The following is a 26218-nucleotide window of genomic DNA, read 5'->3' on the forward strand; positions in this document are numbered from 1 at the left end:
CGGGCATGCGGAGCCGGGGTGCGCCGACGATCCTACGGACGCACCCTGACGGTCGCTGCCAGTTGGCGCGCAGCCGGCCGGCGTGCATCCGCGATGCGGCGGACGCACCCCGGCCGGGCGCGCTGCGCGTCAGTCGGCGAACGCCTCCGGCGGCGGGCACGCGCACACGAGGTTGCGGTCGCCGAAGGCCTGGTCGATGCGCGACACCGGCGGCCAGTACTTGGCGTGCTCGACGCCCGGCACGGGGAAGACCGCCTGCTCGCGCGTGTACGGACGGTCCCAGTCGCGCACGATCGAGCCCGCCGTGTGCGGCGCACGGCGCAGCGGGCTCGACTCGAGGTCCCACTCGCCCGCCGCGACGCGCTCGGCCTCGGCCTTGATCGCGATCATGGCGTCGCAGAACCGGTCGAGCTCGCCGATGTCCTCCGACTCCGTCGGCTCGACCATGAGCGTGCCCGCGACGGGGAACGACATCGTCGGCGCGTGGAAGCCGTAGTCGACGAGGCGCTTCGCGACGTCGTCGTTCGTGACCCCCGTCGCCTCCTTGAGCGGACGCAGGTCGAGGATGCACTCGTGCGCCACGAGCCCGCCGGGGCCCGCGTAGAGCACCGGGAAGTGGTCGCGCAGACGTGCGGCGACGTAGTTGGCCGCGAGCACCGCCGCGCCCGTCGCCGCCGTGAGACCCTCGGTGCCCATCATCCGCACGTAGCTCCACGAGATCGGCAGGATCGACGCCGAGCCCCACGGCGCCGCCGACACCGGCTGCGCACCGAGCGTCAGGCCGTCGACCGTGATCGGCGCCTCGCGCGGGTCGCGCGGCAGGAACTCCGCGAGGTGCTGCTTCGCCGCGACGGGGCCCACGCCCGGGCCGCCGCCGCCGTGCGGGATGCAGAACGTCTTGTGCAGGTTGAGGTGGCTCACGTCGCCGCCCACGTCGCCGAACGACGCGTGGCCGAGCAGCGCGTTGAGGTTGGCGCCGTCGATGTAGACCTGGCCGCCCGCCTCGTGCACGAGATCGCACACGCGCCGCACGCTCGCCTCGTAGACGCCGTGCGTCGACGGGTACGTGATCATGAGCGCCGACAGATGCTCGGCGTGGGCCTGGACCTTCGCCTCGAGGTCGGCGAGGTCGACGTCGCCCGCCTCGTCGGTCGCCACGACCACGACGCGCATGCCCGCGAGCACCGCCGAGGCGGCGTTCGTGCCGTGCGCCGACGCCGGGATGAGGCACACGTCGCGCGCCTCGTCGCCCCGCGAGCGGTGGTAGCCGCGGATCGCCAGCAATCCGGCGAGCTCGCCCTGGCTGCCCGCGTTGGGCTGCAGCGAGACGACGTCGTAGCCCGTGAGCGACGCGAGCCACGACGAGAGCTCGTCGATCATCGCGAGCGTGCCCGCGGCATCCCCGACGGGCGCATACGGGTGCAGCTCGGCGAATGCCGGCCACGTCACGGGCTCCATCTCGGTGGCCGCGTTGAGCTTCATCGTGCACGAGCCCAGCGGGATCATGCCGCGGTCGAGCGCGTAGTCCTTGTCGGCGAGGCGCTTGGCGTAGCGCATGAGCGACGTCTCGGACCGGTGCGTCGCGAAGACCTCGTGCGTCATGTACTCGGTCGTGCGCGGCATGGCGATCGACGGCGCGACGGCCCCCGCGTCCTCGAGGTCGAGGGCGGCGAGCAGGTCGCCGATGCCCGTCTCGGCCCACACCTCGTCGACCGACGCCTGCAGCGTGTCCTCGTCGACGACGTGCACGAGCACGCCGCGGGCGCGCGCCTGCTCGCCCATCTGGCGCGCGCGGCCGGGGACGCGCAGCCGCACGGTGTCGAAGACGTCGTCGTGCACGACCTCGACGCCCGCGGCACGGGCCGCGGCCTGCAGGCGCAGGGCCGCCAGGTGCACGTCCTCGGCGATCCGTCGGATCCCCTCCGGACCGTGGTAGACGGCGTACATCGACGCCATGACCGCGAGCAGCACCTGCGCGGTGCAGATGTTGCTCGTGGCCTTCTCGCGGCGGATGTGCTGCTCGCGCGTCTGCAGCGTGAGGCGGTAGGCGGGGTAGCCGTCGGCGTCCTTCGAGACGCCGACGAGACGACCGGGCATCTGGCGCTCGAGACCCGAGCGCACCGCGAGGTAGCCGGCGTGCGGGCCGCCGAAGCCCATCGGCACGCCGAAGCGCTGCGTCGAGCCCACGGCGATGTCCGCGCCGAGCTCGCCGGGCGACTCGATGAGGGCGAGCGCCAGCAGGTCCGCCCCGGCGACGACGACGCCACCCGAGGCCTTGACCTCGTCGATGACGGGTCGCGGGTCCCACACGCGCCCCGAGGCGCCCGGGTACTGCACGAACGCACCGAAGCACTCCGGCACGTCGTCGCCGAACGCGGTGACGTGCAGCTCGATGCCGACGGCCTCGGCACGATGCGCGAGCAGCGCCTTCGTCTGCGGCAGCGCATCCGCGTCGACGAGGAAGACGTTCGACCTCGACTTCGACACGCGGCGGGCGAGGAGCATGCCCTCGACGACCGCCGTCGACTCGTCGAGCATCGACGCGTTCGCCGTGTCGAGGCCCGTGAGGTCGGAGACCATCGTCTGGAAGTTGATGAGCGCTTCGAGGCGCCCCTGCGAGATCTCGGGCTGGTACGGCGTGTACGCCGTGTACCAGGACGGGTTCTCGAGGATGTTGCGGCGGATCGGCGCGGGCGTGATCGTGCCGTGGTAGCCGAGGCCGAGCGCGCTGCGGCGCACGGTGTTGCGGCTCGCGAGCTCCTTGAGCCGCTCGGTCGCCTCGCGCTCGGTGAGCGCCGCACCGATGCCCTCGGGCGTCGAGCGGATGCCTGCAGGCACCGCCGCGTCCATGAGCGCCTCGAGCGAGTCGTGGCCGAGCAGCTGCAGCATCGTCTGCTGCGCCGCCGCTCCCGTGCCGATGTGGCGGTCGCGGAACGCCCGCATCAGCCGAGCGTCGCCTGGTAGGCGGCGGCGTCGAGCAGCTCGGGCTCCGACGTGAAGCGCACCTTCACGAGCCAGCCCGTGCCCTCGGCGTCCTGGTTGACGAGCGTGGGGTCGTCGGACACCGAGTCGTTGGCCTCGACGACCTCGCCGTCGGCGGGGGCGAAGAGCTCGCCGACCGACTTCGTCGACTCGATCTCGCCGATCGCCTCGCCCGCCGCGAACGTGCGGCCGGCCTCGGGCAGGTCGACGTAGACGACGTCGCCCAGCTGCTGCTGCGCGTGCTCGGTGATGCCGATGACGTGGACGTCGCCCTCGGCGCGCACCCACTCGTGGTCTGCGGTGTACTGCGTGGTCATGCTCGCTCCTGACGGCGGTAGAAGGGGAGGTCGACGATGGTGACGGGGATGCGCGTGCCGCGCACGTCGATCGCGAGGGACCCCGAGTGGCCGGGGGTCACGAGCGCCATGGCGATGGGGTGGCCGAGCGTGGGCGACAGCGCACCCGACGTGACGACGCCCACCTCGGCGTCGCCGTCGACCACGGCGTAGCCCGCACGGCCGGCGCGGCGCCCCTCGGCGACGAGGCCCACGAGCACGGGGGCGTCGGCGGCGGGCCCTGCCTCGACGGCGGCGCGGCCGACGAAGTCGCCCTTGGTCTTCAGCGCGACGGAGCGGCCGACGCCGACCTGCGCGGGCAGCGTCTCGGTCGACAGCTCGTGGCCGTACAGCGGCATGCCCGCCTCGAGGCGCAGCGTGTCGCGGGCGGCGAGGCCGGCGTGGACGAGGCCGAGCGGCGTGCCGACGCGTACGAGCGCATCCCACAGGTCCTCCGCGGCGTGGTTCGGCACGTAGAGCTCGAAGCCGTCCTCGCCCGTGTAGCCCGTGCGGGCCACGAGCACGTCCTCGCCCTCGAAGATCGCCTCGAGGATGCGGTAGTAGCCGAGGTCGTCGAGCGGCTCGGACTCGAGGCCGATGGCCTCGACGATCGCCTGCGACGCCGGCCCCTGCACGGCGATGAGCGCCGTGTCGTCGGTCTCGTCGACGACGGTGGCGTCGAATCCGGTGACCCGGTCGGCGAGCGCCTCGACGACGACCGCGCGGTTGCCGGCGTTCGCCACGACGAGCCACTCGGTGGTGCCGAGGCGGTAGACGATGAGGTCGTCGAGGATGCCGCCCGAGGCGGCGAGCAGCAGCGTGTAGCGCGCCTGGCCCAGCTCGAGCGCCGAGAGGCGACCGGCGAGCGCGTGGTCGAGGAACGCCCCGGCCTCGGCGCCGCGCACGCGCAGCTCGGCCATGTGGCTGAGGTCGAAGAGGCCGGCGCGCTCGCGCACGGCGGCGTGCTCGGCGAGGTCGGAGCCGTAGCGCAGCGGCATCATCCAGCCACCGAACTCGGTGAGCTGCGCGCCGGCGGCCGCGTGTCGGGCCTCGAGCGGGGTGTGCAAGATCTCGGGCATGAGTCCTCGGGTCGTGAAGGGTCGGGACTCCCCCTCAGTCGCATCGTTCGACGATGCTCCTGAGCGGCCTGCGCATGCGGTCTTCGGACCTGAGAGGTTGGCGGGGAGTGCTTGCTCCTTCGGTGTCGCGCGAGGCGACTCTTCCGCATGGGCTGCGACGGCCGGTTCTGCAGTTGTGCTCCGATCGTAGCCGACGGAGACGGCGGGACGCCGCCGTGTCGGCTCGACGAGGAGTCAGCGCTCGTCGTCGGTCTCGTCCTCGACGAGGAGGTCCTTGCGGTACTGGCCCGCGAGGTACGCCGAGCGCGACATCATCTGGCTCGCGACCGGGGCCGTGAGCAGCTGCAGCAGCGCCACGAGCAGCAGCATCCCCGTCGCGAGCGGGTCCCGCAGCTCGAGGGCGAGGCCGATGGCGATGAGGGCGATGCCGAGGGTCTGCGGCTTCGACGCCGTGTGCATGCGACCGAGGGCGTCGGGCAGCCGCAGGAGACCGAAGGCCGCGACGACGGTGAGCACGGCGCCGAGCAGGATGAGCACGGCACCGGCGACGGTGAGGACGGTGTCGAGCGGGCTCATGCGTCGTCCTCCTCGTGGCCGCGCACGGCAGCCGCCCGACCGGCGACGAACCGCGCCATCGCCACCGTGCCCGCGAAGGCGACGAGCGAGAGCACGAGCATGACCGGCACGGTGTACGAGTGCTGCGACACGGCGGCCTCGATGGCGAGCACGCCGACGACGACGGCGATGAGCACGTCGGTCGCGAGGACGCGGTCGATGGGCGACGGACCGCGCACGAGACGGATGATGGCCATGACGGCCGCGATGGCGAGCAGCACGCCCGCGACGACGAGCACCCATGTGCTCATGCGGTCACCTCCTCGTAGCGTGCGCGCTCCTCGCGCGAGGCGAACGCGCGCACGAGCAGCCGCTCGGCCTCGTGCACCTCGTCGCGAGCCCGCTGGATCGACTCGGGGGTCGACGCGTCGAACACGTGCATGACGAGCTCGTGGCGATCGAGGTCGACGATGACCGAGCCGGGGATGAGCGTGACGACCTCGACGGTCATGGCCTTCACGAAGGGGCTGTCGCTGCGCAGCGCCACGCGGATCAGCGCGTGCTGCACGGGTCGCCGCACCGCGAGCACGCCGATCGACACGACGACGCTCGCGCGCACCAGCCCCCAGCCGGCCCACGCGATGAGCCGCAGCAGCGCGAACGGACGGAACCGCTCCATCTCGGGCACGTCGGGCAGCGGGAACGCGATCTGCACGACGAGCGCGACGACGAGCCCGAGCACGGCGGCGGCGATCGACAGGTCGCCCCACAGCACCATCCACACGATCGTGAGGCCGATCGTGGCGGTCCACGACAGTCGCGCCTTCAGGCGCCGGTGCACGCGTCGCATCAGGGCATCGCCTCCTCGACGGCGGTGACGTAGGTGCGGTCGCGGAGGTCGTGGGCCGCATCCGTCGCGAACGTCGACAGCGGGCCGGCGACGACCGAGATCGCGCAGGTGATGGCGACGAGCGCACCGGCCGTCACGAGCCACGACGCGGGCAGCCTGCGATGCTCCGGGTGCTCCTCGCGCTCCGGCTCCCAGAACGCGCGGTGCCACACGCGGATGATCGCGAGCAGCGTCAGCAGGCTCGTCGCGATGCCGCCGAACACGAGCGCGTACGCGAGCGGCGTGCCCTCGGCGATGCCCGCCTGGAAGAGCGCGACCTTGCCGAGGAAGCCCGAGAACGGCGGCAGGCCGGCCAGGTTGATCGCCGGCACGAAGAACAGCACCGCGAGCACCGGCACGGCTGCCAGGCCGCCGATCTTCGACATCGACGTCGACCCACCCGCGCGCTCGATGAGGCCGACGACGAGGAACAGCGCCGTCTGGATGAGGATGTGGTGGGCGACGTAGAAGATCGAGCCCGCGAGCCCGGCCTCGCTGGCGAGGCCGATGCCGAGCACCATGTAGCCGATGTGGCTCACGAGCGTGAACGACAGCAGTCGCTTGATCTCGTTCTGCGCGAGCGCGCCGAGGATGCCGACGATCATCGTGGCGAGCGCGGCCCACAGCAGCAGGTCGGTGAGCGGACTGTCGGGGAACAGCAGCGTCTGCAGTCGGATGATCGCGTAGACGCCGACCTTCGTCAGCAGGCCCGCGAACACCGCCGTGACCGAGGCCGGCGCGGTCGGGTACGAGTCGGGCAGCCACGACGACAGCGGGAAGATGGCCGCCTTGATCGCGAAGACCGTGAGCAGCAGCAGCTGGATCGTGAGCTGGATGCCCTCGCCGAGCTGCGGCAGCCGCTCGGACATCTGCGCGAAGTTCACGGTGCCGACCGCCGCGTAGACCACGGCGATCGCGATGAGGAAGAGCGTCGACGAGACGATGCTCACGACGATGTAGGTGCTGCCGGCCCGCACGCGCTCTCGGGGCGCGCCGAGCGTCAGCAGCACGTACGAGGCGAACAGCAGCATCTCGAAGCCGACGAACAGGTTGAAGAGGTCGCCGGAGAGGAAGGCGTTCGCGACGCCCGCCGAGAGCACGAGGTACGTGGGGTGGAAGATCGACACGGGCGCCTGCGACGTGCCCGCATCCTGGTCCTGCCGCGTCGCGAACACGAGCACCGTGATCGTCACGATGCTCGACACGAGCACCATGAGCGACGACAGCCGATCGGCGACGAGCACGATGCCGAGCCCCTCGGGCCATGCCCCGACCCAGAGCGCCTGCGGGCCCTCGGTGGACTGCCACACGAGCAGCGCGGCCACGACGAGCACGAGCGTCAGCGACGTCGCCGACACGATGCGCTGCACGCGCGGGCTGCGCGGGAAGCACATGGCGATGCCTGCGCCGATGAGCGGCAGCAGCACCGGCAGCGGGATGAGGTTCACGGCGTCCATCAGCCTCTCCCCTCCGGATCGATCGTCTGCTCGCTGTCGCTGTGGTCGGCGCCGGGCGCCGGCAGATGCTCGTGCGCGGCGTCGTCGGGCAGGGCGGCCTCCGGCACGGCGTCGGGCGCCTGCACGCCGCCGGACTCGGTGTCGTCGTCGACGCCCGGCCGCTCCGCGAACGATGCCGACGTCATGTCCGCCTCGGCGCGACGGCGCACGAGCGCGTCCTCGACGTCGTCGGCGACCTCGTCGTGCCCGTCGAGCTGGAACGAGCGGTACGACAGCGCGAGCATGAAGGCGCTCGCGGCGAGCGAGATGACGATGGCGGTGAGCACGAACGCCTGCGGCAGCGGGTCGGCGATCTCCTCGCGGCCCTCGCCGATGATCGGCGCGCGCCCCGCGGCACCGCTGGCGACGAGGAACAGCAGGTTGACGCCGTTCGACGCGAGGATCACGCCGGCCATGATGCGCAGGATCGATCGCTCGAGGATGAGGTAGACGCCGCAGGCGATGAGGATGCCGCCTGCGACGACGAGGGCGAGGCTCGGGATCACGACGACTCCCCCGTCCGGGCTCGGTCGGACGATGCGACGGGCACGGGTGCGACGCCCTGGCGCACCTGCACGTCGATGCCGGCGCCGAGGCTGCGCACGAAGTCGAGCATGGCGCCGACGACGATGAGGTAGACGCCGACGTCGAACACGACGGTCGTCACGAGGTAGGACTCGCCCAGCACGGGCAGGTCGAGGTCGATGCGGTACGACTCGCCGATGCGTCCGCCGACCAGCACGGGCCAGAGCATGCTCGCGGCAGCGGTCGCGATGCCGACGCCCAGCAGGCGGCCCGCGTCGAACGGCGCGGCGTTCGCGAGCTCGTCGCGGCCGGCCGCGAGGTACCGCAGCGCGATGGCAAGACCGCCCACGAGGCCGCCTGCGAAGCCGCCGCCGGGCAGGTTGTGGCCGACGAGCAGCAGGTAGATCGAGACGACGATCATGACCGGGAACATGAGGCGCGTCATCATCTCGAGCACGGGCGCGGCCTCGGGCGCGTCGATGCCGCGTCCGCCGCGCAGGAAGGCGCTGGATCGGCCGCCGCTCGCGTCCGGTCGGCCGCGGTCGCCGCGCAGCGTGCCGCGCGGATCGGCGGAGCGCGTGCGGATGAAGATGAGGCTCGCGACGCCCGTGGCGGCGACGAGCAGCACGGCGATCTCGCCGAGCGTGTCCCAGGCGCGGATGTCGACGAGGGTGACGTTGACGATGTTCGAGCCGTAGCCGAAGTCGTAGGCGCGCTCGTAGAAGCGGTCGGAGATCGGGGTGTCGATGCGCGAGCCTGCGGCCGCGACGGCGATGAGCGACGCGACGGCGCCCACGCCGACGGCGAGCGCGGCGCGGAGCCAGCGCCCGGACTTCAGCGGACGGTTCGTGAAGTACTTCGGCTGCCTGCGCAGCACGAGCACGAGCAGCACGAGCAGCACGGTCTCGCACAGCACCTGCGTGAGCGCGAGGTCGGGGGCGCCGTGGAGCAGGAAGAGCAGCGCGACGCCGTAGCCGACGACCGACAGCAGCATGAACGTCTTGAGGCGACCGCGGGTGTTGGCGGCGAAGATCGCCGCGACGGCGACGGCGGCGACGACGACGAGCTGCGCCGGGCTGTCGGCGAGCCGCACGGGCTGGATGAAGGAGCCCGTGGCGAGCACGACCACGCCGGGCAGCGCGACGACGGCGGCGAGGATCGTGGAGACGTGCAGGGGCAGCGAGCCCGTCTGCGTGCGGCCCGTCACCTCGACGGCGAGGCGGTCGATGCCGCGGATCAGCCCGCGGAAGCCGCGCTCGAACGGGTCGACGAGCTCGTGGTCGCGGAGGCGACGACCGAGGCTGAGCCAGACGAGGGTGCCGACGACGAGCGCGGCGAGCGTGAGCAGCAGCGGCACGGTGACGCCGTGCCAGAGCGCGAGGCGCTCGATGTCGTCGGCGCCGAGCGCCGGCTGGAACGCGGGCTCGAGCACGCGGGTCACGGCCTCGCCCGCGAAGCCGAGCCCGAGGCCCGCGGCCGCGAGGGCAGCGGGGAACGCGACCATCGGCCACGCGAGGTCGCCCGACGCGGTGGCCTCGTCGCGGCGGCGGCCGAGGAAGACCGTGACGGTGAGGCGCAGCGTGTACGCGACCGTCATCGCGGCGCCGACGGCGAGCGCGACGAGCGCGACGTAGCCGACCCACGGGTCGAGCCCGTCCATGTGCGCCGCGTGCTCGGCGGCGGCGAGGCCCGACTCCTTCGCGACGAACGCGAAGGCCGGGGGCACGCCCGCCATCGCCGCGGCCGCGACGAACGCCGCGATGGCGAGCACCGGATGCTCGCGACCGACGCCACCGAGCCTGCGCAGGTCGCGCGTGCCGTACGTGCGGTCGACGGCGCCGACGACCATGAAGAGCGCCGCCTTGAACATCGCGTGCGCCGCGAGCATCGCGAGACCCGCGAGCATCGCCTGCGCGGTGCCGATGCCGAGGATCGTGATGAGCAGGCCGAGCTGGCTGACGGTGCCGTGGGCGAGCAGCACCTTCGCATCCGTCTGCTTCAACGCCCGCGCGGCGCCGAGCAGCATGGTCACGGCGCCGAGCACGATGAGCGAGGGACGCCACCACGGCAGGTCCGCGAAGGCGGGCGTGAGCACGGCGACGAGGAAGACGCCGGCCTTCACCATCGCGGCGGCGTGCAGGAAGGCGGAGACGGGCGTCGGCGCCGCCATGGCGCCCGGCAGCCAGAACTGGAAGGGCACGATCGCCGACTTCGCGAGCGCGCCGACGACGGCGAGGGCGATGCCGATCGATGCGACGGCGGTCTGCGGCGCGTCCGCGAGCACGGCGGCGAGCGAGAGCGACCCGGCCTCGTGGCCGACCATGAGCACGCCGACGAGCAGCGAGAGTCCGCCGATCGTCGTGACCACGAGGGCCGAGTGGGCGGCGATGCGCGTCTTGCGCACGTGGTGGTTGAGGCCCACGAGCAGGTAGCTGAAGACCGTCGTGAGCTCCCAGAACACCACGAGCAGCACGAGGTCGTCGGAGAGGACGAGACCGAGCATGCTGCCTGCGAACCCGGTGAGCAGGCCGACGGTGCGCGGTGCGAGCGACCTCGAGCGGAAGTACCACGCGCAGTAGGCGAAGATCAGGGCGCCGACGCCCGTCACGACCATCGCGAGCAGCCACGCGGGAGGCGTGAGTCGCAGGTCGAGCGCGACGCCGAGCGTCGGCATCCACTCGAGCCGCTCCTGCAGCAGCTGCCCGTCGGCGACGGCGGGCGCCTGGAGCGCGAACCAGACGGCGCCGACCGCGCTGAGCGCGGCGGGGATGAGGAAGACCCGTCGACCGAGACGTGCGCTGAGCACGCTGGAGAGCAACGCCACGATGGCGTAGGCGGCGACGAGTGCGAGCACGGCGGCCTCTCTCGCGTCTGCACGACACGGATGGGGTCGGAGTGTCCTCCCAGCATACCGTCAGCGGCATGCAAGTGCGTCGACAGCCGGGGCATCGGTGCTCGCCGACGGCGAACGCCGCCTTCGTGTGCGATCGGCGCCGGGGGACGTGCTGCTCCGCCACCCCTTGTGCGACCGGCGCACCGCGGTCCTACGCTTCGCTCATCCGCGTGGAAGGAGGCGCCATGTCCCAGCGCCGTGTCCTCGCCGTCGGCCTCGCAGCCGTGCTCGCTGCGGCGCTCGCCGGCTGCATCCAGCTGCCGACGGTCGCGCCCGTCGCGTCATCGCCGGCACCGACCTCGGCCGCGCCGACGTCGAGCGCGCCCGAGACCTCCGCCGCGCCCACGCCGACCGAGACCGAGACCGAGGAGCCCGATCCCGGCGCAGGCGGCCTCGGTCCCTTCACCGTCGACGACGGCGCCGGCGACACGTGGACCTACACGGTCACGGGCTACGAGCTGCCGACGCAGATCGAGTCGGGATCCGTGCCGGCGGGCATGGAGGCGGTGTCGCTCATCATCGACGCGACGCACGACGCGGGCTCCGCGTCGTTCAACACGTGCTTCGAGGTGCAGGTCGTCACGGCGTCGGGCACGTACAGCTCGGGCGACGAGGCCTCGGCCGGCGTCACCGCCGTCAACGACACCTACTTCCTCAGCGAGTCGTTCACCGAGGGCCGCGCGATCGTCGCAGTGCCCACGGGCACGACGAGCGGGTCGTTCGTCGTGATCTCGCGCTTCGGCGACGACGTGCGGGAGTTCCCCTTCTCGGAGTGAAGGTCGGGCGCGCGTCAGGCCGCGAGCGCGCGCTCGACGTCGGCCGCGATGTCCTTGGGCTCGACCGTGGGCGCGTAGCGCTTCACGACCGCGCCATCGCGTCCGACGAGGAACTTCGTGAAGTTCCACTTGATCGCGTCGCCGAGGATGCCGCCCTTCTCCTTGCGGAGCCACTGGAACAGCGGGTCGGCGTCCTTGCCGTTCACCGCGACCTTCGTCGAGAGCGGGAACGTGACGCCGTAGTTCACCTGGCAGAACTCGGCGATCGCGGAGTCGTCGCCCGTCTCCTGCTTGAACTGGTCGGACGGGAAGCCGAGCACGACGAGGCCCTGCTCGCCGTACGTGCGGTAGAGCTCCTCGAGGCCCTCGTACTGGGGCGTGAAGCCGCACGACGACGCGGTGTTCACGACGAGCACCACCTGCCCTGCGTAGTCGGCGAGCGACTGCTCGGCGCCGTCGTTCCTGGTCATGCTGAAGTCGGCGATCGTCGTCATGGCGCCAGCCTGCTCCCGCTTCCTCTGCGTCGCCTATGCGCGATCGCGCGTGGCAGGCACGGCGAGCTCGATGGGACCGAGCGCGGCGGTCGCGACCTCCTGCGACACCGCCTCCCCTCCCCTGCGCGCGAAGAACGCGCGGCCCTCGGTGAGGTACCAGACGATCATGAGCACGATGCCGACGAGGAAGAGCCCGATCGCGATCGCGAGCGGCGCGCCGACGCCGAGGATGGGGGTGCCCGAGTAGGACGCCTCGGGATCGGCCTGCTCGATCGCGGCGGCGACGAGCAGCACGAGCAGCACGACCGACCCGACCGCGGGGCCGACCCCCACCAGCAGGAAGCCGCGCACGCTCTTCAGCAACGCGTGCCGCCAGTAGATGACGCAGGCGATGCCCGTGAGCGCGTAGTAGAACGCGACGACGATCGACAGCGCCGTGAGCGAGTCGAACAGGAAGTTCTCGCTCACGATCGACGCGACGACGTACCAGACAATGGCGACGACGCCAATGACCCACGTGCCGAACGCGGGCGTCTCGAAGCGCTCGTGCACCTTCGCGAAGGCCTTCGGGAACGCGCCCGCGACGGCCATCGACAGCGAGGTGCGGGATGCGGGCAGGATCGTCGTCTGCGTCGACGCGAGGCCCGAGATGATGATCGACAGCACGAGGATCCAGCCGAACGGGCCCATGACCTGGCTGGCGACGGCGCCGAAGAGACCCGCGTCGTCGTCGTACGCCTCGACCGCCGAGAGGCCCGCGACGCCGATGATCGCGATGGCGGTCGTGAGGTAGGTCACGAGCAGCAGCACCGTCGAGACGATGCCGGCGAGGCCCGGCGCCGTGGCGGAGTCCTTCGACTCCTCCGACAGGTTGACCGCCGACTCCCAGCCCCAGTAGATGAAGACGCCCAGCAGCATGCCGGCGATGAGCGCGCTCGGCTCGACGCCGACGGGGTTGAGCCAGTCGAGCGAGAACGTGGGCGCGTCGGCGGCGACGTTCCCCGTCGCCATCGCCGCGATGCCGAGGCCGGCGAACAGCAGCACGGCGCCGACCTGCGCGAGCACCATGACGCGCTGCACCATCGCCGACAGCTCGGTGCCGATGACGCAGATGAGCGTCATGACGACGATGATCACCACCGCGAGCGCCACGACGATCCACCGCGTGTCGCGCAGGTCGTGGAGGCCGACGATGTCGAGCAGGTAGTACGCCGAGACGTCGGCCTGCGCGCCGATCACGAGCACGCCGGTCGTGAAGATGGCCCAGCCGCCCATCCAGCCGACCCACGGACCCATGGCCCTCGTGACCCACGAGAACGTCGTGCCGCAGTCCTGGTCGGCGCGGTTCATGTACGAGAACGCCCCGGCGATGAGGAACATGGGGATGAACGACACGAGCAGCACCGCGGGGGCCTTGACGCCGACGATGACGACGATCGAGCCGAGCACCGCCGCGAGCGAGTAGGCGGGCGCCGTGGAGTCGAGCCCGATGGCGAGGCCGTCCCAGAAGCCGATGGCGTTGGCCTTGAGGCCCTTGCCGCTGCGCTCGGGCTGCGTGGCCGGGGCCGCTGCGCTCGTGGCCTCGTCGGATGCCGACATGGCGCCTCCTTCGCTCGTGGTGCGATTCTGCACCCTCGACCGCCCCGCGCACGCTCGGCTCGTGCGCGGTCCCCCATCGCTAGGCTCGCGCCCATGCGCGCCGAGCACGGACGGATCGTCGACGTCGACTCCCTCGACCAGCTGGATCGGCTGCTCGTGCGCGGGGCCCGCGCCATGACGGGATGGCGGCTGCAGGACCTCGACCTGCGCGAGCGGGACGAGCAGCTGCGGCAGCTCGATCCGCAGGGCGCCGTGCTGCTGGGGTGCGACCTGACGCCCGAGCAGGAGGCCTGGCTCGTCACGGGCGGCGCGCTCGTGTTCCGCGACGTGCCCGAGACCCCGTTCAACGCGTACCGGTCGACGCTGTACTCGCCCGACGAGCTGCTCGACGTGCCGCCGGAGCAGCACGAGCGCAGCCTGGACGCGCGCGTGTACGTGTGGTCGCGGCAGCGGTCGCGCGACGTGGCGCACACGCTCGCGGCGGCGATGCACGACCACGCGATCGACGACGCGCTCGCGGCGTGGGTGCGCGGTCGCCGCGTCGTCGGCGTCATGGGCGGGCATCGCGTGCAGCGCGACGAGCCCGCCTACGCGGATGCGGCGCGCATGGGGCGGGCGCTCACGCTCGCCGGGCGCACGGTCGCGACCGGCGGCGGGCCCGGCGCGATGGAGGCGGCGAACCTCGGCGCCCGCGCCGCGGGCGTCTCCGCTGCGGTGCTCGCCGAGGCGCTCGGCATCGTGGCGACCGTGCCGACGTACGCGGGGGCGATGGCGGCCTGGCTGCGCACGGGCCTCGAGGCGCGAGCGCTGCTCGAGCCCGCATCCGACACGCTCGGCGTGCCGACGTGGCACTACGGCCACGAGCCGCCCAACGTCTTCCAGACGGCGGCGGCGAAGTACTTCCAGAACTCGGTGCGCGAGGACCTGCTGCTGCGCGTCGCGACCGCGGGCGTCGTCGTGCTGCCCGGCGAGGGCGGCACGGTGCAGGAGATCTTCCAGGATGCGTGCGAGGTGTCGTACGCCGACGAGGCCGGCTGGACGCCCATCGTGCTCGTGGGCCGCGCGTACTGGACCGAGCGCTACCCCGCGTGGCAGCTGCTCGAGGCCGTCATGCGCGGCCGCCCGGGGGCGCAGGGCATCGCGCTCGTCGACACGGTCGACGAGGCCGTCGAGACGCTGCTGCGCCTGGAGCGCTGAGGCTGGACGTCAGGCGGTCGTCGTGCCGCGCTCGATCGAGCCTGCGATGCGCTGCTCGATGTCGGCCGCCGTCGCGTCGGGCAGCACGATGAGGCCGTCGAGCTCCGCTCGAGCGCGGCGGTAGGCGCTCTGCCGCTCGGCAGACGACGCAGCCTCGTCGATCGCGATGCCCACGAGCATCCGCGCGGTCTGCAGCCGCTTGCGCTCGACGTCGGTGAAGTCGTGCTGGGCGCGCCTGCGCGCTTCGGCGAGCGCGACCTCGAACGCATCCTCGAACCGCTCGACGGCGTCGCGGTACTCGGCCACCTGCGTGGGGTCGAGCGCGTCGCCCTCCTCGGGGCGCAGCGCATCCGCCTTGCGCTTCGCGCGATGGAAGTCGCGCGTGAGCGGCTCGCGCATGTCGGTCATGAGCGGGAAGTCGATGACCTTCGCGGCGTCGAGCTCGTGGTCGAGCCAGCGGCGCGAGACGGCGTCGTGCTGCGCCACCACGCGCTCGAGCTCGCGCGCCGCACCGTCCGGCGCTGGCGCGGACGCGCTCGCGACCCCGACGGTGGGCACGGGCGCGCCCGGGGCGACGCCGTGCCGCAGGCGCAGCCGCTCCATGCGCAGCTCGTGGCGCTCGCGACGCCCGCGCTCGAGGTAGTGGCCGACGCCGCCGATGCCCGCCCAGATGAACCCGCCGAACGGGAACACGAGCCACCAGTAGTTCCCGAGGAAGTCGAAGAAGCCATCCACGCCGCCGACCCTAGCCCCGCAGCCTCCACGGATGCCCCGGCGCTACGCCCGCACGGGCTCCTCGGCGGGATGGTCGAGGTCGACGACGACGTCGTCGGGTCGGCGCACGGTCGTCGCGAGCAGCACGCCCACGACCCACAGCACCGCGGCGCCGAGGAACGCCATGCGCGCACCGGCGACGAACGACTCGTCGAACGGCGTGCCGGTCGACTGCAGCGCGGCGGACTGGCTCGCGAGCACCGTCACGAACAGGGCGGTGCCCGCCGCGCCCGCGACCTGCTGCAACGTCGAGACCATCGCGGACCCGTAGCCGTAGAGGCGGCGCGGCACCGCGCCGAGCGACACCGTGAACAGCACGGGGAACGTCGCCGCGAAGCCGAGGCTCATCGTGACGTGCAGCGCGGGCACCATCCACAGCGGCATGTCGACCGACAGGAGCATCGCGAAGCCCACGAGGGCCGCGAGCACGACGAGCGAGCCGGGCACGAGCAGCACGCGCGGGCCGCGTCGGTCGTAGATGCGGCCGACGATCGGTCCCAGCAGACCCATGAGCAGGGCGCCCGGCAGCGTCATGAGGCCGACGAGCAGCGGATCGAAGCCCAGCGCGCGCTGCAGCACGAGCGGCAGGGCGATGATCGCGCCGAACATCGCCATCATCGCGATCGCCATGACGAGCAGGGCGCGGGTGAACAGCGGGTAGCGGAAGGTGCGCAGGTCGAGCAGCGCCTCGTCGGTGCGCTGCAGCGCACGCTGACGCAGCACGAACGCCACGAGCGACGCGACGCCCACCACGACCGCGACCGGCAGCTCCCACGCGGGCGCCTCGGCGTCGCCGATGAGCGCGAGCGCGTACACCGTGCCGCCGAAGCCGAGCGCCGCGAGCGGCACCGACGGCCAGTCGAGCCGAGCCGCACGCACCTCGTTGACGTCGCGCAGGCGCGCGAGGCCGGCGATGGCGAACCCGATCGCGATCGGCAGCACGACGATGAAGACGAAGCGCCAGTGCAGGTGCTGCAGGATGACGCCCGACAGCGTCGGGCCGAGCGCGGGCGCGCACGCGATGACCATCGACACGTTGCCCATCACGAGGCCGCGCAGGCCGGGCGGCACGAGGTCCATGACGGTCTTCATCATGAGCGGGAAGACGATCGCCGTGCCCGCGGCCTGCACGACACGGCCCGCGAGCAGCATCCAGAAGCCGAACGACGACGCGGCGATCATCGTGCCGAGCACGAACAGGCCCATCGCGAGCGCGTACGTCTGCCGCGTCGTGAGCCGCTGCTGCAGCCATCCCGTGATGGGGATCACGACGGCCATCGTGAGCAGGAAGCCCGTCGTGAGCCACTGCGCGAGGCGCTCGGTGATGCCGAGGTCGTCGATGATCGCGTCGAGGGCGACGTTCATCGCCGTCTCGTTGAGGATCACGACGAACGCCGACAGCAGCAGCACCGTGATGGTGACCTTGTCGCGGGGGTCGAGCCGCGTCTGCGTCGACTGCGAGCCGATGACGGGGGCGTCGGTGGATGCCATGGATGCTCCGCGGGGCCGGGCGACGACGTGCGTCGGATGCGTGGGGTCGGCGCACCGGGACGCGGGCGGCGACGGGTGGGGCAACGCGCCGTCGACGGCGAGCATTCCCCTGTCGCACGGATCGGGCGACACGGTCCGCGGCGCGTGCCGCAGGCAGGTGCCCCATGCTGCCAGACTGACCGCATGGAGTCGACGCCGCGCGATGCAGGCTGGGCCACGATCCCGAACCTCGTCACGGTGCTGCGGTTCCTGCTCATCGTGCCGGTGGTCGTCGTGCTGCTGCAGGGCGGCGAGGGCGACTGGCTGCCGGTCGTGCTGCTGGGCGTGTGGGCGTCGACCGACTGGATCGACGGCCAGCTCGCCCGCAGGCTCGACCAGGTCTCGGTCATCGGCGCGAAGCTCGACCCGTTCGTCGACCGGCTCGGCACGGCCGTCATCGCCGTGACGCTCGCCGTCGTCGGCGCGCTGCCGTGGTGGATGCTCGCCGTGCTCATCGCCTTCGACCTGCTCGCGACCGTCCTCGGCGTCAAGGCCGCCGCGGAGGGCCGCCTGCCGGTGACGTGGATCGGCAAGGTGCGCACAGCCGTGCTGTTCTTCGGCCTCGTGCTGCTCGTCGCGGCCGTGACGGTGCTGCCGTGGCTGCTGCTCCCCGCGTACGTGCTGCTCGTCGTGGGCCTCGTGCTGCACGTCATCTCGACGGTCGGCTACAGCATCTCGGCCGTGCGGCAGGGCAAGGCCCGCCGCGCCGCGACGCACTGACCCTCAGTCCTCGAGCGCGCGCGCGACGCGCTGCAGCCGTCGCCTGGTCGTGCGGCGCATGTGCCTGCCGAACCTCGCGACGACGTCCTCGATGATCTCGGCGTTCGGGTTCGCGGGATCCCAGCCCGCGAAGAGCGGGAACGTGAGCGGCTCGCGCTCCACGACGATCGGCACGGCGACGCAGCCGGGGAACGGATCGTCGGTGAGCGCCGCGACGCCGTGCCCCGTGCGCACGAGGACGCGTGCGATCGAGGGATGCCGCACGACGACGTGCTCACCGTAGGTCGCGCCGCGCGCATGCACGGCCTCGTCGAGCACGCGGCGCGCCGCGCTGTTGGGCGTGAGCAGCACGAGGTGCTCGGCAAGGAGGTCGTCGAGCTCGACGCCCGCCCTGCCCGCGAGCGGGTGCGCCGCGGGCATGTGCGCCCGCACGATGCCGTCGGCGAAGCGCCGATGCACCCAGCCCGGCGCGGGCGGCCTCGTCGAGACGCCGAGGTCGGCGCCGCGCGCGCGGGCGTCGTCGAAGACGCGGAACGGGTCGGCGACCTCGCAGTCGAGCACGGGCAGCCCGTCGCCGTCGGCGGCGAGGAACGGCACGAGGGCGGAGTCGATCGTCGCGGACGGCGCGACGACGTGCAGGCTCGTGCGACGCTGCTCCGCCTCCTGCTTCGTGCGGCCGATCACCTGCTCCGCCTGCGCGAGCAGATCGGAGACGCGATCGTAAAATCTCGCGCCGTCGGGGGTCGTGCGCAGCGCGCCCGCGCCCCGCACGAGCAGGGCGACGCCGAGCTCGTCCTCGAGCGATCGCATCTGCCGCGACATCGCGGGCTGCGTGATGCCCACGCGGCGGGCGCCTCCCGACACCGACCCCTCCTGCACGACGGCGACGAAGGAGGCGAGCACGCGCAGGTCCGGCATGCCTCCAGAGCATAGAACCGTTCCCAGAATGCATTCGACAACCGAACGGACCCGCCGCACCATGGCAGGACGCATCCCTTGCGTCATCGAGAGGACTCCCATGACCACGACGGCAGCAGCCACCGACCCGCAGACGCGGGCTCGCCGTGCGCGCTTCGGCTCCTTCGTCGGCACCGCGATCGAGTGGTACGACTTCTACCTCTTCGGCACCGCCGCTGCGCTCGTGCTGCCCCAGGTGTTCTTCCCGAACGCCGACGCCGCCACGGGCCTGCTCGCGTCGTTCGCGACGTTCTGGGCGGGCTTCCTCGCCCGCCCGATCGGCGGCCTCGTCTTCGGCCACTTCGGCGACCGTCTCGGCCGCAAGCACACCCTCGTCATCACGCTCATGATCATGGGCGTCGCGACCTTCTGCATCGGCCTGCTGCCCGGCGCCGACCAGTGGGGCATGGCCGCACCCGTGCTGCTCATCGTGCTGCGCGCCGCGCAGGGCATCGCGGTGGGCGGCGAGTGGGGCGGCGCCGTGCTCATGGCGTCCGAGAGCTCCGAGAAGGGCTCGGGCGTGCGCTCGGGCATGTGGGTGCAGCAGGGCTCCCCCGTCGGCAACATCCTCGCGACGCTCGCGTTCCTCGCCGTCGGCACGCTCGACATGGATGCGTTCCTGTCGTGGGGCTGGCGCATCCCCTTCCTGCTCTCGGCCGTGCTCGTGGTCGTGGGCCTGCTCATCCGCCTCAAGGTCGAGGAGTCGCCCGAGTTCGAGGAGCGTGCAGCGGAGCACGTCGTGCCGCGCCTGCCGCTCGGCGAGCTGCTGCGGCACCACTGGCGCATGCTCGTCGTCGGCACGCTCGCGTGCGGCCTCGGCATCGGCGGCGCGTACTTCACGTCGACGTTCATGCTGTCGTACACGACGACCGAGCTCGGCGTCGACCGCCAGACGATGCTCATGATCCTGCTCGGGACCGTCTTCGTGCAGTTCGCGTGGCAGCCGATCGCGGCCCGCCTCGCGGAGCGCTTCGGCACGACGCGCTTCATGGTCGCCGTGCTGCTCATCGCCATCGCGATCGCCTTCCCGGCCTTCCTGCTCATCTCGACCGGTCAGACGTGGGCGATCCTCGTCGTGCTGTGCGCCGTCATGCTGCCGACGTCCGGCTACTACGCCGTGCTCGCCGGCTTCCTCGCGCAGGCCTTCCCCGTGCAGATCCGCTACACCGGCATCTCGGCCTCGTACCAGCTGTGCGCGACGCTCATCGGCGGCACGACGCCGCTGCTCGCGCAGCTCTCGCTCAACCTCGCGGGTGGCAGCTGGGTCGGCATCGCGATCTTCTACGTCGTGCTCATCTCGGTGACGCTCGTCGGCGTCGTCGGCGTCGGCCGCCTGTCGGGATTCTCGGCGGCGTCCGAGCGCGCCGAGCGCGCGGAGGTCGCAGCATGAGGCTCGACGCCATCCTCGAGCACGGACGCATCTGGACCGGCGACGCCGACCGCCCCACCGCGTCGCGCATCGGCGTGATCGGCGGCCGCGTCGTCGGCCTCGACGAGGAGCTCGACGGGCTCACGGCCGACACCGTCGTCGACCTCGGCGGCGCCCCCGTCGTGCCCGGATTCCACGACGCGCATCTGCACTTCTCGCTCTACGGCCAGAAGCTGCTGCGCCTCGACCTGTCGGCACCCGCCTGCCCGACGCTCGACGACGTCTACGAGACCGTCCGCACCGCCGTCGCAGCCGCGCCGGCCGGCACGTGGATCCTCGGCCGCGGCCACGACCAGAACAAGCTCGGCGGCCACCCGACGCTCGCGGTGCTCGACAGCATCGCGCCCGAGCACCCCGTGTACCTCGAGCACACGTCGGGCCACATGGGCGTCACGAACTCCGCCGGCCTCCGCGACGCCGGGCACGCGGACCTGCTGCGCGTGCCCGACCTCGAGGGCGGGCACGTGGAGCGGGATGCGGCCGGCATGCCGACGGGGCTGCTGCAGGAGCGCGCGCAGGAGCTCGTGAACCACCGGTTCCTGCCGGTGGACCTCGACACGCATCGCGCGGGCTCTCGCCTCGCCTCCGCATCCCTGCTGTCGATGGGCATCACGTCGGTGACCGAGCCCGGCATCGGCGCACCCGGTCAGGTGGGGCAGACGCCGGTCGAGCTGCGCGCCTACCAGGACGGCATCGACGCGGGCGACATCCGCCTGCGCATCGACGCCATGCCGTACCACCGCGTGCTGCACGACCTCGGCCCCATCGGCGGCGGCGACTCGGGCTTCGGGCTCGACCTCGGCATCCGCTCGGGCTTCGGCGGGGATCGGCTGCGCATCGCGGGCGTCAAGGTGCTCTCCGACGGCTCGCTCATCGGTCGCACCGCGGCGATGTGCTGCGACTTCGACGACGATCCGGGCAACAGGGGCTTCCTGATCGACGAGGTGCCCGACCTCACGCGCACGATCGTCGCAGCGCACGCGAACGGCTGGCAGGTCGCGACGCACGCGATCGGCGACCGCGCGCTCGACGCCGTGCTCGACGCCGTCGCCGAGGCGCAGCGCGTCGCCCCCAGGCACGATCCGCGCCACCGCATCGAGCACTGCGGCATCTCGCGCCCCGACCAGCTGAGCCGCGTCGTCGATCTCGGGCTCATCCCGTCGCCGCAGGGCCGCTTCGTGTCCGAGACGGGTGACGGCCTGCTCGCCGCCGTCGGCCCCGAGCGCATGGCCTGGGTGTACCGCATGCGCTCCTGGCTCGACCGCGGCGTCGTGCTGCCCGGCTCGACCGACGCGCCCGTCGTGCACCCCGACCCGATCTGGAGCATCCAGGACATGGTCGCGCGCCGCACGGCGCAGGGCTCGCCGCTCGCGCCCGACGAGGCCGTGACGCCCGAGCAGGCGCTGCGCGCGTACACGTACGGCTCGGCCTACGCGACGCGCGACGAGGCCAACCGCGGCACGATCGCGCGCGGCCGCCTCGCGGACCTCGCGGTGCTGAGCGACGATCTGCTCGCCGTCGACCCCGCTCGCCTCTCCGAGGTGCGTGTGGGCGCGACGATCGTGGGCGGCGAGGTCGTGCACGACGCGGGGGCCGTCTCGATTCGCTGACTGGTGCGCAGGATGCGTCACCCAGTCGAGGCCGCGACGCATCCTGCGCACTGCGGCGCGCCTCGATTGCGCGCATGGCGCGGCGGGCGCACCATGGGTGCACGCCGCGCGATCCGCGGCGACCCGAAGCACCAGGAGCGAACGCCATGAGCGCCATCCCCGAGCTCGCCCACGAGCACGTCGTCACCGCATCCGGATCGAGGTCGGGCCTGGCCATCACGGTCGCCCTCCACTCCTCGGTCCTCGGCCCCGCCCTCGGCGGCTGCCGCATGTGGACCTACCCGACGTGGGCCGACGGGCAGGCGGATGCGCTGCGGCTGTCGGCCGCGATGACGCTGAAGAACGCCGCGGCGGGCCTCGATGCCGGCGGCGGCAAGTCGGTGATCGCGCTGCCCATGGGCACGGTGCTGGGCGACGACCTGCGCCGTGCGGCACTGCTCGACCTCGGCGACCTCGTCGAGACGCTCGACGGCCGCTACCGCACGGCCGAGGACGTCGGCACGACCGAGCACGACATGCTCGTGGTGCGCGAGCGCACCGCGCACGTCGTGGGCCTGCCCGCCGAGGCGGGCGGCGTCGGCGAGCCCGCCGTCGGCACGGCGCTCGGCGTGCTCGCATCGGTCGCGCCCACGCTCGAGGAGGCGTTCGGCGACGCGACGATCGCGGGCCGCTCGTTCGTCGTCTCGGGCCTCGGCCAGGTCGGCGGCCGCCTCGCACGGATGCTCGCCGACGCCGGCGCCGACCTGATCGTCACCGACGTCGTGCCGACGAAGCGTGCGCTCGCCGACGAGCTCGGCGCCCGCTGGATCGCGCCGGAGGACGCCCTCACGACGCCGGCCGACGTCTTCGTGCCCGCCGGCCTCGGCGGCGTGCTCACGGCCTCGGCCATCCGCACGCTGCCCGTGCGCGCCGTCGTGGGCCCCGCGAACAACCCGCTCGACGAGCGCGTCGGCGCGCTGGAGCTCGCCGAGCGCGGCATCGCCTACGCCCCCGACTTCGTCGTGAACGCGGGCGGCGTCATCCACCTCACCCTGCTCGACGCGGGCGCACCGGCAGCCGAGGTCGAGCAGCGGCTGCTCGGCATCGGCGACACGACGCGGCGCGTCTTCGCGACGGCGCGCGAGCGCGGCATCACGCCGCTCGAGGCCGCCGAGACCATCGCGCGCGAGCGCATCGAGGCCGCGCGCCTCGTGCACGCCTGACGCTCGCTACGCGCGGGGCCGCTCGGGCGCAGCCTCGGCGAGCTCGCGCAGGCGGGCGACGTAGCCGATCCACCAGTCGGCGCCCTCGCCGGGCAGGTTGGGGGCGTCGACGCGGAAGCCGGCAGCGCCATCGATCTCCTCGCGCAGGATGTCCATGTGGCCCGCATGCCGCGCCAGCTCGCACGTGAGGTGCACGAGGATGCGGTGCAGCGTCACGTCCATGCCGCCGTCGCCCCACCAGGGCACGTGGCCGACCGCGTCGAGCGGCAGGGCGTCGATCGTGGCGTCCGCGTGCGCGTGGATGCGACGCCAGCGCTCGACGACGACGTCGATCGTCTCCTCGGCCGTCGCCCACATGTCCTCGTTGGGCCCGCCGTCCATCCAGGGCATGGGCTCGGGCCACGCCCGGTCGAACACGAGCCCGAGGTACTCGGCCTCGACCGACGCCGCGTGCTTCACGATGCCGAGCAGGTTCGAGCCCGTCGCCGTGCGGGGCATGCGGGCGTCGCGCTCCGACACGCCCTCGAGCTTCCACTGCATCGCGTCGCGATGGGTGCGCAGGTAGCGGTGCAGCGTGGCCTTCTCGTCGTCCATGCGTCGAGGATGCCGCATGCCGCCCACGACGGCGGCTCGTCACGCGGCGCAACGCACGAGACCGCGCGCCCATGCGTGCGTCAGACTGCGAGCACAGCACCCTGGAGGCCCTCGTGTCCGCATCCCGCGCCATCCGCGCCGCAGCCCTCGCCGCTCCCCTGCTCCTGCTCGCCGCGTGCGCCTCGGCGACCGACGCCGGCGGCGACGCCTCGGGCGGCGGCGACTACGTCACCGACGGCGTCCTCACGGTCGCGACGGGCGAGCCCGCCTACTTCCCGTACGTCATCGACGACGACCCCGAGTCGGGCGAGGGCTTCGAGGCCGCCGTCGCCTACGCCGTCGCCGCCGAGCTCGGCTTCGACGCCGACGAGGTCGTGTGGGTGCGATCGACGTTCGAGTCCGCCATCGCACCGGGCGCGAAGGACTTCGACGTCAACCTGCAGCAGTTCACGATCACCGAGGACCGCGCCGAGAGCGTCGACTTCTCGTCGCCGTACTACGCGACGCCGCAGGCCGTCGTGACGATCGCGGGCTCCCCCGCCGCCGACGCCGCGAGCATCGCCGACCTGCAGGACGTCGTGCTCGGCGCGCAGGTGGGCACGACGAGCCTCAGCACCGTCGAGTCGGTCATCGCGCCGACGCAGCCCGTGCAGCCGTACACGACGAACGACGACGCCGTGCTCGCGCTGCAGAGCGGCCAGGTCGACGCGATCGTCGTCGACCTGCCCACGGCCTTCTACCTCTCGGGCGTGCAGCTCGACGACGGCGTGCTCGTGGGGCAGCTGCCCGCCGACGCCGGCATCAGCGACGAGTGGGGCTTCGTGCTCGAGCTCGACAGCCCGCTGACCGACGAGGTGTCGGCGGCCGTCGACGCGCTGCGCGAGGACGGCACGCTCGACGCGATCGCCGCCGAGTGGCTGGGCGCCGACGCCGGCGCGCCTGTGCTCGAATAGCGAGGTGACCCGCACCCCCAGCGCCATCGAGCTCGATCGGCGCGCGTTCCGGCGACGGCAGACGGCGAGATCCGTCGCCGTCGCCGCGGCGTCGACCGTCGTGTTCGCGGTCGTCGTCTGGCTCACGATCGTGAACACGCCGGGCTGGGCGCGCGTGCAGGAGACGTTCTTCGACCTCGACACCGCCGCGGCGGCGCTGCCGCGCGTGTGGGAGGGCTTCCTCGTCAACCTGCGCGTGCTCGTCGTCGCCGCCGTGTGCGTGCTGCTCGTCGGCCTGCTCGTCGCGACCCTGCGCACGCTGCGCGGCGCGGTGTTCTTCCCGCTGCGCGCCCTCGCCGCCGGCTACACCGACCTGTTCCGCGGCATGCCGCTCATCATCGTGCTGTACCTCGTGGGCTTCGGCATCCCGGGCCTGCGGTTCACGGAGGGGCGCATCCCGTTCGAGGTGCTCGGCACGATCGCGCTCGTGCTCGTGTACGGCGCGTACGTGTCGGAGGTGCTGCGCGCCGGCATCGAGGCCGTGCATCCCTCGCAGCAGCTCGCGGCGCGCTCGCTCGGCCTGCGCCGCGGGCAGGCGCTGCGCATCGTCGTGCTGCCGCAGGCCGTGCGCAAGGTGACGCCCGCGCTCATGAACGACTTCGTGGCGATGCAGAAGGACGTCGGCCTCATCTCGGTGCTCGGCGGCGTCGACGCCGTGCGGGCGGCGCAGATCGAGACGGCCGCGGCGTTCGACTTCACGCCGTACGTCGTCGCGGGCCTGCTGTTCGTGCTGCTGGCGCTGCCGATGATCCGCCTGACCGACTGGTACGCGGCCCGCCTGCGGGCGCGCGAGCAGATCGGGGTGCTCGCATGACCGCCGAGCGCGCGGAGGCGGGCGTGCCGGCGCTCGCGCTCGAGGACGTGCACAAGTCGTACGGCAGCACCGAGGTGCTCGCGGGCGTCTCGATCGACCTCGCGGCCCATGAGGTCGTGGCGCTCATCGGCGCGAGCGGCTCGGGCAAGTCGACGCTGCTGCGCTGCGCGAACCTGCTCGAGCGCATCGACGACGGCCGCATCCTGCTGGGCGGCACCGACATCAGCGACCCGCGCGTCGACGCCGACCGTGCGCGGGCGCGCTTCGGCGTCGTCTTCCAGCACTTCAACCTCTTCCCCCATCTCTCGGTGCTCGACAACGTGACGCTCGCGGCGCGGCGCGTGCATCGCACGCCGCGCGCCGAGGCTGAGCGACGCGGGCTCGAGGTGCTCGACCGCGTCGGGCTCGCCGACCGCGCCCGCGACCATCCCGACCGGCTCTCCGGCGGCCAGCAGCAGCGCGTCGCCATCGCCCGCGCCATCGCGACGAGCCCCGAGGTGCTGCTGCTCGACGAGATCACGAGCGCCCTCGACCCGTGGCTCGTCGGCGAGGTGCTCGACCTCGTGCGCGACCTCGCGCATGGTGGCTCGACCATCCTCATGGCGACGCACGAGATGGCGTTCGCGCGCGACGTCGCCGACCGCGTCGTCTTCCTCGACCGCGGCGTCGTCGTGGAGCAGGGCCCGCCCGCGCAGGTGCTCGGCGCCCCGCGCGAGGCGCGCACGCGCGAGTTCCTCGCTCGCATGCCCTGACGCGAGCCCTCGCTGCCACCCGTT

Annotated in this window: 24 protein-coding genes and 1 riboswitch; of the genes, 9 read left to right on the forward strand and 15 right to left on the reverse strand. The window is 72.6% G+C overall.

Annotation, left to right across the window (positions count from 1 at the left end; all coding sequences use genetic code 11):
* Positions 1–129 precede the first annotated feature (129 nt).
* The 9 genes from gcvP to FS793_RS04545 form a co-directional block, all read right to left on the reverse strand.
* Positions 130–2943, reverse strand: a complete 2814-nt coding sequence (gcvP, locus tag FS793_RS04505) for an aminomethyl-transferring glycine dehydrogenase (RefSeq protein ID WP_144718976.1) — start codon at positions 2941–2943, stop codon at positions 130–132.
* Positions 2943–3299, reverse strand: coding sequence for a glycine cleavage system protein GcvH (gcvH, locus tag FS793_RS04510; RefSeq protein WP_144718978.1), 357 nt, complete (start codon positions 3297–3299; stop codon positions 2943–2945). The genes gcvP and gcvH overlap by 1 nt, the downstream gene beginning before the upstream one ends.
* Positions 3296–4396 (reverse strand): glycine cleavage system aminomethyltransferase GcvT, encoded by a 1101-nt coding sequence (gcvT, locus tag FS793_RS04515; protein WP_144718980.1) that lies wholly within the window; start codon positions 4394–4396, stop codon positions 3296–3298. Before gcvT ends, gcvH begins: the two co-directional genes overlap by 4 nt.
* Before the next feature lie 67 nt (positions 4397–4463).
* A riboswitch (glycine riboswitch) is annotated at positions 4464–4552 on the reverse strand.
* 78 nt (positions 4553–4630) lie between these two features.
* Entirely contained in the window at positions 4631–4972 is a 342-nt protein-coding gene (gene mnhG / locus FS793_RS04520; protein ID WP_144718982.1) for a monovalent cation/H(+) antiporter subunit G, read from the reverse strand.
* Positions 4969–5262 (reverse strand): monovalent cation/H+ antiporter complex subunit F, encoded by a 294-nt coding sequence (locus tag FS793_RS04525; protein WP_144718984.1) that lies wholly within the window; start codon positions 5260–5262, stop codon positions 4969–4971. Before FS793_RS04525 ends, mnhG begins: the two co-directional genes overlap by 4 nt.
* The gene (locus tag FS793_RS04530; RefSeq protein WP_144718986.1) at positions 5259–5801 is read right to left on the reverse strand and encodes a Na+/H+ antiporter subunit E; all 543 of its coding nucleotides are present in this window, start codon (positions 5799–5801) and stop codon (positions 5259–5261) included. Before FS793_RS04530 ends, FS793_RS04525 begins: the two co-directional genes overlap by 4 nt.
* Complete coding sequence (locus FS793_RS04535; protein WP_144718988.1) at positions 5801–7297, reverse strand: Na+/H+ antiporter subunit D; 1497 nt, start codon at positions 7295–7297, stop codon at positions 5801–5803. The genes FS793_RS04530 and FS793_RS04535 overlap by 1 nt, the downstream gene beginning before the upstream one ends.
* Positions 7297–7842 (reverse strand): Na(+)/H(+) antiporter subunit C, encoded by a 546-nt coding sequence (locus tag FS793_RS04540; protein WP_144718990.1) that lies wholly within the window; start codon positions 7840–7842, stop codon positions 7297–7299. Before FS793_RS04540 ends, FS793_RS04535 begins: the two co-directional genes overlap by 1 nt.
* Complete coding sequence (locus tag FS793_RS04545; RefSeq protein ID WP_144718992.1) at positions 7839–10715, reverse strand: Na+/H+ antiporter subunit A; 2877 nt, start codon at positions 10713–10715, stop codon at positions 7839–7841. Before FS793_RS04545 ends, FS793_RS04540 begins: the two co-directional genes overlap by 4 nt.
* A gap of 224 nt (positions 10716–10939) precedes the next feature.
* Between FS793_RS04545 and FS793_RS04550 the strand changes: the two genes are divergently transcribed.
* Positions 10940–11530 carry a hypothetical protein gene (locus FS793_RS04550; RefSeq protein WP_144718994.1) on the forward strand — a complete coding sequence of 197 codons (591 nt, stop codon included), beginning with the start codon at positions 10940–10942 and terminating at the stop codon, positions 11528–11530.
* A gap of 14 nt (positions 11531–11544) precedes the next feature.
* Here the strand turns inward: FS793_RS04550 and FS793_RS04555 are convergent, their stop codons facing one another.
* Together FS793_RS04555 and FS793_RS04560 are read right to left on the reverse strand one after the other, a co-directional pair.
* Positions 11545–12024 (reverse strand): glutathione peroxidase, encoded by a 480-nt coding sequence (locus FS793_RS04555; protein WP_144718996.1) that lies wholly within the window; start codon positions 12022–12024, stop codon positions 11545–11547.
* Between the two features lie 33 nt (positions 12025–12057).
* Complete coding sequence (locus FS793_RS04560) at positions 12058–13623, reverse strand: APC family permease (protein WP_144718998.1); 1566 nt, start codon at positions 13621–13623, stop codon at positions 12058–12060.
* Between the two features lie 93 nt (positions 13624–13716).
* Here FS793_RS04560 and FS793_RS04565 point away from each other — a divergent pair, with 93 nt between their 5' ends.
* The gene (locus FS793_RS04565) at positions 13717–14820 is read left to right on the forward strand and encodes an LOG family protein (protein ID WP_144719000.1); all 1104 of its coding nucleotides are present in this window, start codon (positions 13717–13719) and stop codon (positions 14818–14820) included.
* A gap of 9 nt (positions 14821–14829) precedes the next feature.
* On the opposite strand, the gene FS793_RS04570 is transcribed toward FS793_RS04565, so the two are convergent.
* Complete coding sequence (locus FS793_RS04570) at positions 14830–15555, reverse strand: hypothetical protein (protein ID WP_144719002.1); 726 nt, start codon at positions 15553–15555, stop codon at positions 14830–14832.
* A 42-nt stretch (positions 15556–15597) separates the two neighbouring features.
* Positions 15598–17085 carry an MDR family MFS transporter gene (locus tag FS793_RS04575; protein WP_144719004.1) on the reverse strand — a complete coding sequence of 496 codons (1488 nt, stop codon included), beginning with the start codon at positions 17083–17085 and terminating at the stop codon, positions 15598–15600.
* A gap of 183 nt (positions 17086–17268) precedes the next feature.
* On the opposite strand from FS793_RS04575, the gene FS793_RS04580 reads away from it, so the two are divergent.
* A complete protein-coding gene (locus FS793_RS04580) occupies positions 17269–17844 on the forward strand; it encodes a CDP-alcohol phosphatidyltransferase family protein (RefSeq protein WP_144719006.1) in 576 nt (191 codons plus the stop codon).
* Positions 17845–17847: 3 nt separating this feature from the next.
* Here the strand turns inward: FS793_RS04580 and FS793_RS04585 are convergent, their stop codons facing one another.
* Positions 17848–18762: a LysR family transcriptional regulator gene (locus tag FS793_RS04585; protein ID WP_186329320.1), complete on the reverse strand. Its 915-nt coding sequence runs from the start codon at positions 18760–18762 to the stop codon at positions 17848–17850.
* 100 nt (positions 18763–18862) lie between these two features.
* Between FS793_RS04585 and FS793_RS04590 the strand changes: the two genes are divergently transcribed.
* The 3 genes from FS793_RS04590 to FS793_RS04600 all read left to right on the forward strand — a co-directional run bounded on the left by FS793_RS04590 (position 18863) and on the right by FS793_RS04600 (position 23042).
* Entirely contained in the window at positions 18863–20191 is a 1329-nt protein-coding gene (locus FS793_RS04590) for an MFS transporter (protein WP_222123691.1), read from the forward strand.
* Complete coding sequence (locus tag FS793_RS04595; RefSeq protein ID WP_144719011.1) at positions 20188–21840, forward strand: amidohydrolase; 1653 nt, start codon at positions 20188–20190, stop codon at positions 21838–21840. The genes FS793_RS04590 and FS793_RS04595 overlap by 4 nt, the downstream gene beginning before the upstream one ends.
* 146 nt (positions 21841–21986) lie before the next feature.
* Entirely contained in the window at positions 21987–23042 is a 1056-nt protein-coding gene (locus FS793_RS04600; protein WP_144719013.1) for a Glu/Leu/Phe/Val dehydrogenase family protein, read from the forward strand.
* A gap of 6 nt (positions 23043–23048) precedes the next feature.
* Here FS793_RS04600 and FS793_RS04605 read toward each other — a convergent pair whose 3' ends face one another.
* Complete coding sequence (locus tag FS793_RS04605; RefSeq protein ID WP_144719015.1) at positions 23049–23636, reverse strand: DinB family protein; 588 nt, start codon at positions 23634–23636, stop codon at positions 23049–23051.
* Between the two features lie 113 nt (positions 23637–23749).
* On the opposite strand from FS793_RS04605, the gene FS793_RS04610 reads away from it, so the two are divergent.
* From FS793_RS04610 to FS793_RS04620, 3 genes are read left to right on the forward strand one after another with little or no spacing between them, the layout of a single operon-like run.
* Entirely contained in the window at positions 23750–24589 is an 840-nt protein-coding gene (locus FS793_RS04610; protein ID WP_260980016.1) for an ABC transporter substrate-binding protein, read from the forward strand.
* 4 nt (positions 24590–24593) lie between these two features.
* Positions 24594–25442 carry an amino acid ABC transporter permease gene (locus FS793_RS04615; RefSeq protein WP_144719018.1) on the forward strand — a complete coding sequence of 283 codons (849 nt, stop codon included), beginning with the start codon at positions 24594–24596 and terminating at the stop codon, positions 25440–25442.
* Positions 25439–26194, forward strand: a complete 756-nt coding sequence (locus FS793_RS04620; RefSeq protein WP_144719021.1) for an amino acid ABC transporter ATP-binding protein — start codon at positions 25439–25441, stop codon at positions 26192–26194. Before FS793_RS04615 ends, FS793_RS04620 begins: the two co-directional genes overlap by 4 nt.
* Positions 26195–26218 lie beyond the last annotated feature (24 nt).

This window comes from Agrococcus jejuensis, from assembly GCF_007679035.1.
Classification (GTDB): domain Bacteria; phylum Actinomycetota; class Actinomycetes; order Actinomycetales; family Microbacteriaceae; genus Agrococcus; species Agrococcus jejuensis_A.

Excerpts from the sequence above, each read along its gene's own strand:
- gcvP (WP_144718976.1), bottom strand. The coding sequence starts at position 2,943 with ATGCGGGCGTTCCGCGACCGCCACATCGGCACGGGAGCGGCGGCGCAG.
- gcvH (WP_144718978.1), bottom strand. The coding sequence starts at position 3,299 with ATGACCACGCAGTACACCGCAGACCACGAGTGGGTGCGCGCCGAGGGC.
- gcvT (WP_144718980.1), bottom strand. The coding sequence starts at position 4,396 with ATGCCCGAGATCTTGCACACCCCGCTCGAGGCCCGACACGCGGCCGCC.
- mnhG (WP_144718982.1), bottom strand. The coding sequence starts at position 4,972 with ATGAGCCCGCTCGACACCGTCCTCACCGTCGCCGGTGCCGTGCTCATC.
- FS793_RS04525 (WP_144718984.1), bottom strand. The coding sequence starts at position 5,262 with ATGAGCACATGGGTGCTCGTCGTCGCGGGCGTGCTGCTCGCCATCGCG.
- FS793_RS04530 (WP_144718986.1), bottom strand. The coding sequence starts at position 5,801 with ATGCGACGCGTGCACCGGCGCCTGAAGGCGCGACTGTCGTGGACCGCC.
- FS793_RS04535 (WP_144718988.1), bottom strand. The coding sequence starts at position 7,297 with ATGGACGCCGTGAACCTCATCCCGCTGCCGGTGCTGCTGCCGCTCATC.
- FS793_RS04550 (WP_144718994.1), top strand. The coding sequence starts at position 10,940 with ATGTCCCAGCGCCGTGTCCTCGCCGTCGGCCTCGCAGCCGTGCTCGCT.
- FS793_RS04555 (WP_144718996.1), bottom strand. The coding sequence starts at position 12,024 with ATGACGACGATCGCCGACTTCAGCATGACCAGGAACGACGGCGCCGAG.
- FS793_RS04560 (WP_144718998.1), bottom strand. The coding sequence starts at position 13,623 with ATGTCGGCATCCGACGAGGCCACGAGCGCAGCGGCCCCGGCCACGCAG.
- FS793_RS04565 (WP_144719000.1), top strand. The coding sequence starts at position 13,717 with ATGCGCGCCGAGCACGGACGGATCGTCGACGTCGACTCCCTCGACCAG.
- FS793_RS04575 (WP_144719004.1), bottom strand. The coding sequence starts at position 17,085 with ATGGCATCCACCGACGCCCCCGTCATCGGCTCGCAGTCGACGCAGACG.
- FS793_RS04580 (WP_144719006.1), top strand. The coding sequence starts at position 17,269 with ATGGAGTCGACGCCGCGCGATGCAGGCTGGGCCACGATCCCGAACCTC.
- FS793_RS04585 (WP_186329320.1), bottom strand. The coding sequence starts at position 18,762 with ATGCCGGACCTGCGCGTGCTCGCCTCCTTCGTCGCCGTCGTGCAGGAG.
- FS793_RS04590 (WP_222123691.1), top strand. The coding sequence starts at position 18,863 with ATGACCACGACGGCAGCAGCCACCGACCCGCAGACGCGGGCTCGCCGT.
- FS793_RS04595 (WP_144719011.1), top strand. The coding sequence starts at position 20,188 with ATGAGGCTCGACGCCATCCTCGAGCACGGACGCATCTGGACCGGCGAC.
- FS793_RS04600 (WP_144719013.1), top strand. The coding sequence starts at position 21,987 with ATGAGCGCCATCCCCGAGCTCGCCCACGAGCACGTCGTCACCGCATCC.
- FS793_RS04605 (WP_144719015.1), bottom strand. The coding sequence starts at position 23,636 with ATGGACGACGAGAAGGCCACGCTGCACCGCTACCTGCGCACCCATCGC.
- FS793_RS04620 (WP_144719021.1), top strand. The coding sequence starts at position 25,439 with ATGACCGCCGAGCGCGCGGAGGCGGGCGTGCCGGCGCTCGCGCTCGAG.